At 70.5% G+C, this 14018-nt stretch carries 13 protein-coding genes; 9 read left to right on the top strand and 4 right to left on the bottom strand.

Annotation, left to right across the window (positions count from 1 at the left end):
- Position 1: 1 nt before the first annotated feature.
- From AC0NZN_RS04710 to AC0NZN_RS04685, 6 genes are all read left to right on the top strand, one after another.
- Positions 2–1072 (top strand): sugar ABC transporter substrate-binding protein, encoded by a 1071-nt coding sequence (locus AC0NZN_RS04710; protein ID WP_474591105.1) that lies wholly within the window; start codon positions 2–4, stop codon positions 1070–1072.
- Positions 1069–1977 carry an ATP-binding cassette domain-containing protein gene (locus tag AC0NZN_RS04705; protein WP_474591104.1) on the top strand — a complete coding sequence of 303 codons (909 nt, stop codon included), beginning with the start codon at positions 1069–1071 and terminating at the stop codon, positions 1975–1977. The genes AC0NZN_RS04710 and AC0NZN_RS04705 overlap by 4 nt, the downstream gene beginning before the upstream one ends.
- Before the next feature lie 29 nt (positions 1978–2006).
- The gene (locus tag AC0NZN_RS04700) at positions 2007–3203 is read left to right on the top strand and encodes a sugar ABC transporter permease (protein WP_474591266.1); all 1197 of its coding nucleotides are present in this window, start codon (positions 2007–2009) and stop codon (positions 3201–3203) included.
- A gap of 177 nt (positions 3204–3380) precedes the next feature.
- Positions 3381–4448: a sugar ABC transporter substrate-binding protein gene (locus AC0NZN_RS04695; protein WP_474591103.1), complete on the top strand. Its 1068-nt coding sequence runs from the start codon at positions 3381–3383 to the stop codon at positions 4446–4448.
- 84 nt (positions 4449–4532) lie between these two features.
- Positions 4533–5321: an ATP-binding cassette domain-containing protein gene (locus tag AC0NZN_RS04690; RefSeq protein WP_474591102.1), complete on the top strand. Its 789-nt coding sequence runs from the start codon at positions 4533–4535 to the stop codon at positions 5319–5321.
- A complete protein-coding gene (locus AC0NZN_RS04685) occupies positions 5318–6586 on the top strand; it encodes a sugar ABC transporter permease (protein ID WP_474591101.1) in 1269 nt (422 codons plus the stop codon). Before AC0NZN_RS04690 ends, AC0NZN_RS04685 begins: the two co-directional genes overlap by 4 nt.
- Before the next feature lie 82 nt (positions 6587–6668).
- Here AC0NZN_RS04685 and AC0NZN_RS04680 read toward each other — a convergent pair whose 3' ends face one another.
- From AC0NZN_RS04680 to AC0NZN_RS04670, 3 genes are read right to left on the bottom strand one after another with little or no spacing between them, the layout of a single operon-like run.
- Positions 6669–8192, bottom strand: coding sequence for an ATP-dependent DNA ligase (locus AC0NZN_RS04680; RefSeq protein ID WP_474591100.1), 1524 nt, complete (start codon positions 8190–8192; stop codon positions 6669–6671).
- 38 nt (positions 8193–8230) lie between these two features.
- Positions 8231–9088 (bottom strand): LLM class flavin-dependent oxidoreductase, encoded by an 858-nt coding sequence (locus AC0NZN_RS04675; protein WP_474591099.1) that lies wholly within the window; start codon positions 9086–9088, stop codon positions 8231–8233.
- 34 nt (positions 9089–9122) lie between these two features.
- Positions 9123–9893, bottom strand: a complete 771-nt coding sequence (locus tag AC0NZN_RS04670; RefSeq protein ID WP_474591098.1) for an LLM class flavin-dependent oxidoreductase — start codon at positions 9891–9893, stop codon at positions 9123–9125.
- Between the two features lie 71 nt (positions 9894–9964).
- On the opposite strand from AC0NZN_RS04670, the gene AC0NZN_RS04665 reads away from it, so the two are divergent.
- Positions 9965–10687 (top strand): DUF72 domain-containing protein, encoded by a 723-nt coding sequence (locus tag AC0NZN_RS04665; protein ID WP_474591097.1) that lies wholly within the window; start codon positions 9965–9967, stop codon positions 10685–10687.
- A gap of 45 nt (positions 10688–10732) precedes the next feature.
- Here AC0NZN_RS04665 and AC0NZN_RS04660 read toward each other — a convergent pair whose 3' ends face one another.
- Positions 10733–13261 carry an ATP-dependent Clp protease ATP-binding subunit gene (locus tag AC0NZN_RS04660; RefSeq protein WP_474591096.1) on the bottom strand — a complete coding sequence of 843 codons (2529 nt, stop codon included), beginning with the start codon at positions 13259–13261 and terminating at the stop codon, positions 10733–10735.
- 117 nt (positions 13262–13378) lie between these two features.
- On the opposite strand from AC0NZN_RS04660, the gene AC0NZN_RS04655 reads away from it, so the two are divergent.
- Positions 13379–13747 carry a VOC family protein gene (locus AC0NZN_RS04655; RefSeq protein ID WP_474591265.1) on the top strand — a complete coding sequence of 123 codons (369 nt, stop codon included), beginning with the start codon at positions 13379–13381 and terminating at the stop codon, positions 13745–13747.
- Positions 13748–13816: 69 nt separating this feature from the next.
- Positions 13817–14014 carry a hypothetical protein gene (locus AC0NZN_RS04650; protein WP_474591095.1) on the top strand — a complete coding sequence of 66 codons (198 nt, stop codon included), beginning with the start codon at positions 13817–13819 and terminating at the stop codon, positions 14012–14014.
- The last annotated feature ends 4 nt before the right edge of the window (positions 14015–14018 follow it).

Genomic DNA, 14018 nt, shown 5'->3' with positions numbered 1-14018 from the left:
GATGCCCATCCGGAACAGAGCGCACACGCTGGTGCGCACGGTCGCCCTCGCGGCGGCGGCCGTTCTGGCATCCGCGGGGCTGGCGGGATGCGGCGCCCAGCCGGCCGCCGACGGCACCATCGCGCTCCTGCTTCCCGAGGCGAAGACGGCGCGCTACGAGACGTTCGACCGGCCGCTGTTCGAGGAGCGCGTGAAGCAGCTCGGCCACTACTCCCTGCTGTACTCGAACGCGGATCAGGATGCGGCGGCCCAGAAGCAGCAGGCCGAATCGGCGCTCGCAGCCGGGGCGGACGTGCTGGTCCTGGATCCCGTCGACTCGAAGGCCGCGACGAGCATCGTGAGCTCCGCGCGGGCCCAGCATGTGCCGGTGATCTCCTACGACCGGCTGATCTCCGGCGGCGGGCTGTCGTACTACGTGTCGTTCGACAACGAGAAGGTCGGCAAGCTGCAGGCCACGGCGCTCGTCGAGGCGATGCGCGCCGCGGGCACCCCGAACGGCGGCATCCTGATGGTCAACGGATCGCCCACTGACAGCAACGCCAAGCTCTTCCGCACCGGCGCGCACAGCGTCATCGACGGCAGCGGCCTGTCGGTGCTCGCGGAGTACGACACCCCGGACTGGAGCCCGGACAAGGCCCAGGCGTGGGTCGCGGGGCAGATCGCCCAGTACGGCGACCGCATCGCCGGCGTGTACGCGGCGAACGACGGCGTGGCCGGCGGTGCGATCGCCGCGTTCAAGGCGGCGGGGATCCAGCATCCCCCCTTCGTCACGGGCCAGGACGCCGAGCTCGCCGCCATGCAGCGGATCGTCGCGGGCGACCAGTACATGACCGTGTACAAGGCGATCAAGCCCGAGGCGTACAAGGCGGCGGAGGCCGCCGTCGACCTCATCAAGGGCAGAAGGATCACGACACCGCTGTCGACCGACGGCACGCCGACGACGCTTCTCAACCCCGTCCCGGTGCGGGTCGACGACATCGACGCGACGGTGATCGCCGACGGGTTCTGGACGGCCTCCGACATCTGCACGCCCCCGTACGCGGCCGAGTGCGCGCAGCAGGGCATCCGATGAAGCCGTCGCAGGCACGCCGGGCACGCGTGCGCGTGCTGACCATGACGGGCATCGGCAAGCGGTTCGGCGCCGTGAAGGCGCTGACCGACGTCGACTTCTGGGTCAACGAGGGCGAGGTCGTCGCCATCGTCGGCGACAACGGCGCGGGCAAGTCGACGCTGGTGAAGGTGCTCGCCGGCGTCCACCCGCCGGACGCCGGAACCATCGAGTTCGACGGCGACGTCGTCGAGATCGGATCGCCGGCGGATGCGCAGGCCCTCGGCATCGCGACGGTCTTCCAGGATCTCGCCCTGTGCGACAACCTCGACGTCGTCGCGAACCTCTGGCTCGGCCGCGAGATGCTCGACGGGCGCTTCCTCGACGAGGTCGAGATGGAGCAGAGGACGTGGACGCTGCTGCGGGAGCTGTCGGCGCGCCTCCCGTCCGTGCGCACGCCGGTCGCGACACTCTCCGGCGGTCAGCGCCAGACGGTCGCCATCGCGAGATCGCTCATCGGCGATCCGAGGATCGTCATCCTCGACGAGCCGACCGCCGCGTTGGGTGTCGCCCAGTCGGCGGAGGTGCTGAACCTCATCGAGACGCTGCGCGAGCGCGGGCACGGCGTCATCCTGATCAGCCACAACATGGCCGACGTGCTGGCGGTCGCGGACCGCGTGGTCGTGCTGCGGCTCGGGCGCAACAACGGCGTCTACAACGTCGTCGACGTGACGAGCGAGACCCTCATCGCGGCCATCACCGGCGCGATGGACCACTCGCACCTCCCCCAGACCACGGTCCCGGTGAAGCCGGCGGCGACGGCGCCCGCTGTACAGGAGCCGCCGTCTCCCCCGGTCCCGCACCCGGACAACGTCATCGATCTGCCGGCGAAGAGCGCGCGGCGTCCACGCAGGAAGGGCGACGCATGACCGGCTCCGCCGATGTGGAGGACGAGCGGATGCTGAGCGCCGGCGGCATCCGCCGCGGTGTGGGGCTGCTCGTCGCCCGCGTGCGCGGCGGCGACCTGGGATCGCTCCCGGTCATCGTCGGCCTGGTCATCATCTGGACGATCTTCCAGTCGCTGAACCCGGTGTTCCTCTCGAGCAAGAACCTCGTGAACCTCACGATGCAGTGCGCTGCGGTCGGCACGATCGCGCTCGGCGTCGTGCTCGTCCTGCTCGTCGGCGAGATCGACCTGTCCGTCGGATCGGTCTCGGGCCTCGCGGCCGCGATCCTCGCCGTGACGCTCGTCGAACTGCGCTGGAATCTCCTCCTCGCCATCGCGGCCGGGCTCGTCGCAGGCCTCCTCGTCGGGCTCCTGTACGGGTTCCTGTACACGAAGTTCGGCCTTCCGAGCTTCGTCATCACGCTCGCCGGCCTCCTCGGCTTCCTCGGGCTGCAGCTGCGCGTGCTGGGCGGAACCGGCTCGATCAACCTGCCGTACGACTCCTGGATCGTGCAGTTCGCACAGCAGATGTTCCTGCCGGCGTGGGCCTCCTACGTCGCCGCCGCGCTCACGGCCGCCGCCTATGGCTGGGTGCTGCTGCGGCGCTCCCGACGCCGGCTCGCGGCGAACCTCGACAGCCAGAGCATCCTCGAGATCGGCGCGCGGACGGGCGGGATGCTGGTGCTCCTCGCGCTCGTCGCGTGGTACCTGAACCTGTCGCGCGGGGTCGGCGTGATGTTCCTGTTCTTCCTCGTGCTCGTGGTCGCGATGAACATCGCGCTGACGCGCACCCGGTGGGGACGCGCGGTCTACGCCGTCGGAGGCTCGGAAGAGGCGGCCCGGCGCGCCGGCATCCGCGTGCGCCGGATCTACTACTCGGTGTTCGCGCTGTGCTCGATGTTCGCCGCCCTCGGCGGCATCCTCGCGGCCGCCTGGCTCGGCGCCGCGAACCAGAGCTCCGGCGGCGGCGACACCAACCTGAACGCCATCGCGGCGGCCGTCATCGGCGGGACGAGCCTGTTCGGCGGCCGGGGCTCCGCATACTCCGCACTGCTCGGCATCATCGTCATCCAGTCGGTGTCCTCCGGCCTGACGCTGCTGAACCTCGACGCCTCCGTGCGGTTCATGGTCACGGGCGTCGTGCTCGCACTCGCCGTCATCGTGGACGCGCTCTCACGCAAGACCCGCGCCGCCACCGGCCGCGCCTGAGCCCTATCGCGCCGTTCGGCGGCTGAGTCGTTGCGTTCACAGGCCGAACGCTGAATCGACGTTGCCAAAGCGTTACGTTCAAGACTTGACGACAGTGGTGCGCGCGAACGATGATCACTACCGAGCAATGTTGCGACTCCTTCCTGGGGAGAGCAGTTCAACGATGAAAGGCAAGAGATGAAGAAGCGTTCCATCCTCGCGGTGGCGGCCCTCACGGGTGCAGCCGCCGTCATGCTGGCCGGCTGTTCCGGCTCGGGCGGCTCGTCCGCGACCAGCACCGGTGCGGCCGGTGGCAAGCGCGCGTGCGTGATCCTGCCGGACGCGGCATCGTCGCCCCGCTGGGAGAACTTCGACCGCAAGTACCTGCAGGACGGCCTGACGTCTGCCGGCTTCCAGGCCGACATCCAGAACGCTCAGGGTGACACCAACAAGTACTCGACCATCGCCGACCAGCAGATGAGCAAGGGCTGCGGCGTCATGCTCCTCGTCGACTACAACGGCGCCGGTGCCGGCGTCGCGTCGAAGGCCAAGTCCCAGGGCATCCCGGTCATCGCCTACGACCGCCCCATCTCGGGTGCGGACTACTACGTGTCGTTCGACAACACCGAGGTCGGCCGTCTCGAGGGCCAGTCGATCGTCGACGGCCTGAAGGCCGCCGGCAAGGACCCGGCGACCGCGAAGGTCGTCTACATGGGCGGCGACCCGACCGACGGCAACGCCAAGATGTTCCACGACGGCGCCAACACGGCCATGTCGGCTGCGGGCATCAAGCCGGTGGCGGAGCCCCCGGGGGTCTGGGACCAGGCCAAGTCGCAGACCAACTTCGAGCAGGCGCTGACCTCGCTCGGCGGTCACGTCGACGCGGTGTGGGTCGCCAACGACACCAACGCGGCCGGCGTCATCAAGGTCCTGCAGAACAACAACCTGAAGGGCGTGCCGGTCTCCGGCCAGGACGCCTCCACGGCGGGTCTGCAGAACGTCCTGCTGGGGTGGCAGACGGCCACGGTGTACAAGCCCGTCAAGGCTGAGGCGACCGCGGCGACGACGCTCGCCGTCGCGCTGCTGAAGGGCCAGAAGCCCAGCGTCGACAAGAAGCTCGCCGACGGCACGCCGTACATCGCGGTCACGCCGAAGCTCGTGGGCCCGGACGGCGTAGAGTCCGTCGTGCAGGCGGGCGACGCCTCCGCGTCGGACATCTGCACCGCTGACGTGCAGGCTGCTTGCGCGAAGTACGGCGTCAAGTAAAGCTGGCACCCAGAGGCGCCGCGTCGGCGACGACGCGGCGCCTCTGGCCGCACTTCGGCACAACCCGAACGCAAGGAAGCGAGCATGGCAGAACCGATCATCCAACTGCGCGGCGTGAAGAAGTCGTTCGGACCGGTCAACGTCCTCAAGGGCGTCGACCTCGTGGTCCGTCCGGGCAAGGTCACGGCGCTCGTCGGCGACAACGGCGCCGGCAAGTCCACCCTCATCAAGGGTCTCGCGGGCGTCCAGCCCTATGACGAGGGCGAAGTCCTCATCGACGGAACCCACCAGCCGCTGCACACCCCGCGCGAGGCGCAGGGCATGGGCATCGAGGTCGTCTACCAGGACCTCGCGCTGTGCGACAACCTCGACATCGTCCAGAACATGTTCCTCGGGCGTGAGGAGACCTCGACGGGCACGTTCGACGAGGGCCGCATGGAGCGCGACGCGTCCGATGCGCTCCGATCACTCTCGGTGCGCACGGTCAAGTCGGTCCGCCAGAAGGTGTCGTCGCTCTCCGGCGGTCAGCGCCAGACGGTGGCGATCGCCCGCGCGGTCCTGAAGAAGGCCCGGGTCGTCATCCTCGACGAGCCGACGGCAGCCCTCGGCATCGCGCAGACCGCGCAGGTGCTCGATCTCGTCAAGCGCCTGGCAGGCCAGGGCGTGGCGGTCATCATCATCAGCCACAACCTCGCCGACGTCTTTGAAGTCGCGGACGACATCGCCGTCCTGTACCTCGGCCAGATGGTCGCGCAGGTCGACGCCGCAGCCACCACGCGCGACGACGTCGTGGGCTACATCACGGGCACGAAGACGCTGACCGGCGCCCCGATCATCGACACCAGTGTGATCGTCACGGGAGGAGCACAATGACCACCACGGAACGCACCGAGGCGGCGCCCGACCCGCTCTCGAGCGATCTCATCGGCAGCGGCGTCGAGGGCGGCCTCGGCGACCAGATGTCGGCATGGTTGCAGCGCGTGCGCGGGGGCGACATGGGTTCGCTCCCCGCCATCGGCGGCTTCATCGTGCTCAGCATCCTGTTCGCGATCCTGAGCCCGTACTTCCTCACCGCCGGCAATTTCGCGAACCTGATCAATCAGGCGGCGACGCTCGTCATGCTCGGCATGGCGCTCGTCTTCGTCCTGCTGCTCGGCGAGATCGACCTCTCGGCGGGTGTCACCGGCGGTGTGGGCATGGCGATCTTCGTCGTGCTCGTCGATGTCGCCCACTGGAACTGGATCCTCTCTCTCGTCCTCGCCTTCGCTTTCGGCGTCGCGACCGGTGCCCTGATCGGCTTCCTGGTGGCGCGAGTGGGCATCCCGTCGTTCGTCGTGACGCTGGGTCTGTTCCTCGGCTACCAGGGCGTCGCGCTCTCGGTGATCGGCTCGGGCGGTCTGTACCGCATCCAGGTGCCGGAGCTCATCGCGCTCCAGAACGGGAACCTCCCCGTCTGGGGGGGCTGGGTGATGCTCGCGATCATGCTGGCGATCTCGGCCGGGACGTCGTTCTGGGACCGCGCGCGGCGCACTCGGGCCGGCGTGCCGAACCGCGCGATCGCACTCGTGTGGATCAAGCTCGGCGTGATCCTCGTCCTCGGCGGCGTGGTCGTGTACATCCTGAACCTCGACCGCTCGCAGTCGGTGGTCCCGGTGCAGGGCGTGCCGATCGTCGTCCCGGTGGTGCTCGTGATCCTGTGGGTCGGCACCTTCGTGCTCGACCGCACGAAGTACGGCCGCTACATCTACGCGATCGGCGGCAACGCCGAGGCCGCTCGCCGCGCGGGCGTCAAGGTGCGCTGGATCAAGTGGTGGGCGTTCGTGTGCTGTTCTACGCTCGCCGTGTTCGCGGGGCTGCTGAGCGCCACGCGCGTCGGCTCGGTGGATGCCGCTGCCGGCCGTGACATCGTCCTGAGCGGTGTCGCCGCGGCGGTCGTCGGCGGTGTCAGCCTGTTCGGTGGCAAGGGGCGTCTCATGAACGCCGCGGTCGGCGCGCTCGTCATCGCGGTCATCACGAACGGCCTCGGCCTGCTGAACCTGCCGGCGGGTGTCAACTTCGTCGTGACCGGCGTCGTCCTGATCCTCGCCGCCACGGTGGACGCCCTGTCGCGTCTGCGATCCGGCGGAGCGAGAATCTAGCGGAGCTCACACGGGCTCACAGAGAACGACAGGCGCCGGGCGGATGCATCCGCCCGGCGCCTTCGTCTGTCTCCGGTCGGGATCAGCCGCGCAACAGCGCGCGCAGGCTCTGGATCGAGTCGGCCTCGTCGGCCCGCTTGTCCGGGCGATAGCCCTTCACGCGGGCGAAACGCAGCGCGACGCCGCCCGGGTAGCGGGACGACCGCTGCACGCCGTCGATCGCGATCTCGACCACGGTGACCGGGCGCACGTGCACCGCGTACGCGGAGCGGTGCGTCTCGATCGTCGGGAAGTGCTCGGTCTGCCAGCGGAGCGTCGCATCCGTCAGGCCCTTGAAGGTCTTGCCGACCATGACGAACCCGCCGGGCTCGCCGAACTCCCCGTCGGGATCTCGCGCGCCGAGGTGCAGGTTCGAGAGCAGGCCGGTGCGGCGCCCCGAGCCCCACTCCACGGCGAGCACGACGAGGTCGTAGGTCAGCACGGGCTTGACCTTGAGCCAGCTCTTGCCCCGGCGGCCCGCGGCGTAGGGCGCTCCGACCGCCTTGACCATCACGCCCTCGTGTCCTGCCGCCAGCGCCTCGCGGGAGAACCCCTCCGCGCGCGCGGGGTCGTCCGTGACGATGCCCGGCATGACCGACTCCCCGGCAACGCCGGCGAGCACCTCGCGGCGCACTGACAACGGCTCGTCGATGAGGTCGCGGCCGTCGAGGTGCAGGATGTCGAAGAACCAGGGTCGCAGCGCGATCGCGGCGGCGGTCTCCGAGCCGAACCGCGCCATCGTGTCCTGGAACGGCCGCGGACCGCCGTCCTCGTCGAGCGACAGCGTCTCGCCGTCGAGGATCACCTCCTCGGCCGGAAGGGCGAGGGCGGCCTCGACGATCTCCGGCACGCGGTGCGTGATGTCGGCGAGGCTGCGGGTGTAGACGTGCACGTCGGCTCCGTCGCGGTGCACCTGGATCCGGGCGCCGTCGAGCTTGTACTCGACCGAGCTCTCGCCCGCCTCGGCGATGGCTGCGGCGACGGATGACGCGGTCCCGGCCAGCATCGGGAGCACAGGTCGGCCGACCTCCAGCCCGACCGCCTCCAGCGCCTGCGCCGGTTGGGTCAGTGCGACGAGGGCCGTCTCGCCGAGATCGCCGGAGAGCATCGCCGCCCGGCGCACGGCATCCGCGGGTCGATCCGCGGCACGCGCGATCGCCTCGAGCAGCACGCCCTCGAGGGCCCCCGTGCGGAGCTCGCCGAGGATGACGCGGGAGAGGAAATCCCACTCGTCCGGCGTCGCCCGCTCCGCGAGCTCGCGCAGTGTCGCCGCCCGCTCTCCGGCCGAACCCGGTCCGCCATGGGCGGCCAGCGCGTCGAATGCGTCGTCGACGTCGGTGAGGGTCAGCGTCGGCGTCTCGGCGTGCTCGGCATCCAGCGAGAACACTCCGCGCCATCCCACGCCGATACGCCCCTGCCGAGGGTTCGCGGTGAGCAGTCCGATCGCGATCGGGACCTCGTCCGGCGCGAGCTCGCGCAGGAGCACCGCGAGCGCATCGAACTTGGCGAGTCTTGACCGCGTGGCGCCCACGACGGAGACGGTCGCGACGACCTCGGCGAGCAGCACCCTCGCAGTCTGCCACTCACATCCGACAGGCGGCCCCGTCAGCCCTCGACGAGTCGGGCGACCGCCCCGGCCGAACCGAAGAAGCCGGCGAGGTCGGCGTCGCGGGTCGGCAGCAGGATGACGGCGTCCACCCCCGCATCGAAGAAGGCCTGCGCGCCACGCGCCACGTCCTCGGGGTCGCCCGCGAGGAAGCGCTCGTCGACATCGGCGGGAGGGGCCTCACCGAAGACGGCTCGCGCGCGGGGCACCGCATCCGGTCCGAACGCCGTCTGCACATACGCGACGATGTCATGCGGACCCTCGCCGCCCGCGCGCACAGCCGCGACCGCCGTCGCGATCTCGGCGGGCCTGTGCCGGCTATCGAGCACGACCCCCTGCGCGATCTCGCCGGCGAGCGCGAGCGTCTTCGGCCCCTCGGCCGCCGCGTAGACGACGGGCGGCTCCGCGGGCGGCCAGCCGAGCGTCACGTTCTCGAGAGACACGTAACGCCCCGACGTCGTGACCGTCTCCCCCGACAGCAGGCTCCGCAGCGCAGGGAGGTACTCGCGCATGAGGCTCAGCGGCGAGGCGACGCGGGCGCCGATCTGCCCCATCCAGGACTGCACCCCGTGCCCGACGCCGGGCAGGAGCCGTCCGGGGAACAGACGCGCGACCGTCGCGATCTCCATCGCACTCGTCGCGACGTTGCGCATCGGCATGGGAGCGATCCCGACCCCGACCCGCAGCTTCTCGGTCGACGCGAGGGCGACGGATGCGGCGGCGTACGCCGAGTGGACGAAGCAGTCCTCCCACAGCCACAGCTCGCCGAGTCCCGCGGCCTCGGCGGCGCGTGCCGCCGCTGGGAGGTCCTCGGGCGGGTACCAGTGGGGGACGAAGATCGCGCCGATGCGGGTCATGCGCTCAGTCTTCCAGAGGCCTCCCCCCATGGCCCTATCTCGCGGTCAGGCGCGCGGCGGTCTCCACGAAGGACACGTAGTCCTCCGCGTCGCCCCCGGAAACGATCGCCCGCAGCACGACCTCGTCGACCGCCGCGCAGTATGCCGGGAGGCGGCCGGCGAAGCTGTCCGCGTCGAGCACCGTCTCCGCCGCTGCGATGCCGAGGCGATCGAAGTTCGCCCGGTAGCTCGGGTAGGACGCGTAGCGGTCGACCTCGGCCTGCAGAGCGGGGCCGGCCGCCGCATCCAGCGCCGTCCGCACGTAGAGTGCGACGTGGGCGTCGACGGAGGCGCCGTGCGCGTCCCGCGCCTGCGCTGCGGCGATGTCCGGCGTGAGCCAGCTCAGGAGCGGCCCCTGACCCGCCGTCACCGCCACCTCGCGCATCTTCGGGCCGAGCGCGCCGACGAGCACACGGGCCGAGGTCTGCTCTCGCAGCCGCAGCGCCGCATCGCGCACGAGAGCCAGAGCGCCGGCACGCGCCTGCCCCGAGCCGATGCCCAGGACGAGCCGTTCCTGGGGCAGAGCCGCGATCGCCCCGGTGAGCGATTCGACGGGTCGCCGGTCCACCGCGACCACGCCGGCCGCGAGCACGAGACGCTCGGTGACCGCCGCGGCCGCCGCGAGACCCGCGAGCGCATCTCCGCCGGGGGTGTCGTTCACCCAGAGCGCGTGAAAACCTGCGGCCTCGACCGCGGAGGCGATGCGGGCGATGACGGCCGGACCCAGGAGGCCTGCCACGCCGATGGAGACTCGTGCATCCGTCATGGTTCGAGCATGCCTCATCCCCCAGCGCAAGGGGCCTGACAGCTGCGCTCCGCGGGCGCAGAGTTGAGGACATGGCGCGCATCGGCACCTCCGGGTGGAGCTACGAGCACTGGGAGGACGCGCTCTACCACGGGGTCGCGACCGGCCGGCGCCTGGAGGTCTACGCGCAGGAGTTCGACACCGTCGAGCTGAACGCCAGCTTCTATCACTGGCCGCCCGACGCGCGCTTCGCGGCCTGGCGCGACCAGCTGCCGGAGGGGTTCGAGCTGGCGGTCAAGGCTCCGCGCGGCCTCTCGCACTCCCGGCGGCTGCGCGACCCGGCCGAGTGGATCTCGCGCATCGAGCGCGGTCTGCGCGCGCTCGACGGCAGACGCGGCCCGCTCATCGTGCAGCTGCCGCCGACGATGGAGCGCGACGACCAGCGGCTCGCCGACTTCCTCCAGGCGCTCCCGCATTGGACGCGACCCGCCGTGGAGTTCCGGCATGCGAGTTGGAACGACGAGGTGGTCTTCGCGATCCTCGAGCGTCACGACGCCGCGTACTGCATCATGGGCGGCGCCGCGCTCCCCACGGTTCTGCGCCTCACCAGTGCCCTGGTCTACGTGCGGCTACACGGCCCCGATCAGAAGCAGCTCTACCGCGGCTGCTACTCCGACGACGAGCTGCGCGAATGGGCACGGCGTGTCCGGGAGTGGGAGACCTCCGGGCACGATGTCTACGTCTACTTCGACAACGACGAACTCGGGCACGCCGTCCGCAACGCGCGAACCCTCATCGCGATGCTCGCCGGATAGCGCGAAGCCCCGGGCCGATCGCTCGACCCGGGGCTCCGATCCGTTTTACGCGGCGGCCGCGTAGATGCCGACCGTGACGCCGATGCCGCGGGGGGACGCATCCACCGTCACCGAGCCGCCGTCGGCGAGCGAGCCGTCGACGAACAGGTCCGCGATGCGGTCATCGACCTCGCGCTGGATCAGCCGGCGCAGCGGCCGGGCGCCGTACTCCGGCTCGTACCCGTGCTCGGCGAGCCAGTCGATCGCCGCGGGGGTCGCCTCGAACGCGACCTCGCGCGACGCGAGACGGGATGCCGTGGCCTGCAGCTGCAGGCCCACGATGTCGCGCAGCTGCTCCTTCTCGAGCTTGCGGAACAGCACGATCTCGTCGATGCGGTTCAGGAACTCCGGCCGCATCGCTTCGCGCAGGCGTCCCATGACGCGATTGCGAAGGTCCTCCTCCTCATACGAGGAGCCGCTCGTCGTGAACCCGATCGCGCCGGAGCGCGACGCCAGATACTCGGAGCCGAGGTTCGAGGTCATCACGACGATCGTGTTGCGGAAGTCGACCGTGCGACCCTGTCCGTCGGTGAGCCGGCCGTCGTCGAGCACCTGCAGCAGCACGTTGAAGACGTCCGGATGCGCCTTCTCGATCTCGTCGAACAGCACGACCGCGTACGGGTTGCGGCGCACGCGCTCGGTGAGCTGGCCGGCCTCGTCGTAGCCGACGTATCCGGGAGGGGCGCCGACCAGGCGCGACACGGTGTGGCGCTCCCCGAACTCGCTCATGTCGAAGCGGATCACGGCGTCCTCATCGGAGAAGACGGATGCCGCCAGGGCCTTCGCCAGCTCCGTCTTGCCGACGCCGGTGGGCCCGAGGAAGAGGAACGATCCGATCGGCCGACGGGCGTCGCCCATGCCGGTGCGGTTACGCCGCACGGCCTTCGCGACCGCCTCGACCGCGGTGTCCTGGCCGATGACGCGTCCGTGCAGCTCGTCGCCGAGGCTCGCGAGACGCGCGCGCTCGGTCGCCGTCAGGCGGGACACCGGGATGCCGGTGGCGCGGCTGATCACGGCCGCGATCTCGGGCTCGTCCACGACGGCCTCGACGTTCTGCCCGCGGGTGGTCGCGTCATCGATCTCGGTCTGCACCTCGGCGATGCGATCGCGGACGGCCGAGGCCTCCTCGTACCGCTCGGCAGCGACCGCGGAGTTCTTCTCCGCCTCGAGGTCTGCGAGCCGCTGCATGAGCTTCGACACGTCGACCTTGGCGCCCAGGCGCAGGCGCAGCCGCGCACCGGCCTGGTCGATGAGATCGATCGCCTTGTCCGGCAGCACCCGCTCGGTGACGTAGCGGTCGCTGAGTTCGACGGCGGCGCGCAGCGCCTCGTCGGTGTAGCTCACGCCGTGGTGCTCCTCGTACGCCGGGCGCAGCCCCTGCAGGATGAGAACGGCATCGGCGACCGACGGCTCGCCCACGCGCACCGGCTGGAACCTGCGCTCCAGCGCCGGGTCCTTCTCGATCGTCCGGTACTCCTTGAGCGTGGTCGCGCCCACGAGGTGCAGGTCACCGCGCGCGAGGCGCGGCTTCAGGATGTTGCCCGCATCCATCGAACCCTCACCTCCGGCGCCCGCGCCGACCACGGTGTGGACCTCGTCGACGAAGGCGATGATGTCGCCCTCGGCCGCGGCGATCTCGTCCATGGTCTTCGTGAGGCGCTCCTCGAAGTCGCCCCGGTACCGGGCGCCCGCGAGCATCGCGGGGAGGTCGAGCACGAGCACGCGCTTGTCGCGCAGCTGGTCGGGCACCTCGTCGGCCACGATCGCGCGGGCCAGGCCCTCCACGATCGCCGTCTTGCCGACGCCGGCCTCGCCGACGAGCACGGGGTTGTTCTTGGTGCGCCGGCTCAGGATCTCGATCGTCTGCTCGATCTCGTCGACGCGTCCGATCACCGGGTCGAGCCGACCCTCACGGGCGAGCGCGGTGAGGTCGGTCGCGTACCTGTCGAGCAGGGGCGTGACGGATGCGGGATCCCCCGCGTCCTCGCCCAGGGACTCAGGCGCGTCGGCCGGCACAGCCTCGCGCATTCCCTGGGTCAGCGCCTCGGCGGTGACGCCGGCGTGCGCCAGGATCTGGCCCGCGGGCGCATCCTGACCCAGCACGAGCGCGAAGAACACGTGCTCGGGGTCGATGTAGGTCGAGCCGCTGGAGCGCGCCACCTGGTAGGCGTGGAACAGCGCCCGCGAGGCGCTCGGCGTGATCGTCGCGCCGTCGACGTCGGCGGGGGCGCCGGCCGCGGGCAGGCGCGACTCGGTCGCGGCGACGAGCCGGATCGGGTCGACGCCGACGCGGCGGACCGCCTGGGCGACGTTGTCGTCCTGGACGAGCACGCGCAGGATGTGCAGTGCGTCGAGCTCGGTCTGGCCGCGCTCCAGCGCGAACCGGCCGGCGTTCTGCAGAATCGTCTGCGTGCGCGTCGTCAGGAAGCGGGTGAGATCGATGGATCTGCTCTGGCGCGCCTGCTCGCCCGCGAGATAGCGAGCGAGGAAGTCGTCGAACGAGCTGGCCCCCTCGGTGGGGAAGTCTTCGGGCACGTGTCCTCCTGAAACTTGAGTGTGCTTCACTCAAGTTGAACCAGTGCGCGTGCGAGGTATTCCCGATCGGGTGTCGGACCCCCTCCCTAGCCTGGATTCATGACACAAGAGACCGCGATGGACTGGCGCATCGAACTGATCTTCGTCCCCGTGACCGATGTCGACGTGGCGAAGGAGTTCTACACGCGGATCGGGTTCCACCCCGACCACGATCAGACCCCGTTCGACGGCCTGCGGTTCGTTCAGATGACCCCTCCCGGCTCGGCGTGCTCGATCGCGTTCGGCACGGGTCTCGGCGTCGACCTCGAGCCCGGCAAGCAGAACACGATCCAGGTGGTCGTCCCCGACGCCGATGAAGCGCTGGCGCACCTGCGCGCGGCCGGCGTCGACGCGGATGGCGTCGACGACCAGGCGTGGGGGCGTTTCGTCACGTTCCCCGATCCCGACGGCAACCGCTGGACGCTGCAGCAGATGCCGCCGCGCTGAGCGCTACTCGGGGCGCACGCGAGTGTCAAGCCCGGTGCGATCCCGCCCGGTCCGTTCCAGACTCGGGGCATGAGCGAATCGAACACCTGGCCCGAACCCGGCATCCCCGGGCAGCCGAGTGAGCCGGGCATCCCGGCGCCGGATGGTCCCGTGGAACCCGCTGTGCCGACACCGAGCGAACCGACTGTGCCGACACCGAGCGAGCCCACTGCACCGAACCCGAGCGAGCCGCTCGCACCGTACCCGGACGAGCCGCCGCTTCCCTGACGGG

The sequence above is a fragment of the Microbacterium sp. sgz311019 genome (assembly GCF_056135325.1).
The sequence above is the reverse complement of the archived record's forward strand: the minus strand, read 5'-3'. Positions and strand labels throughout refer to the sequence as shown.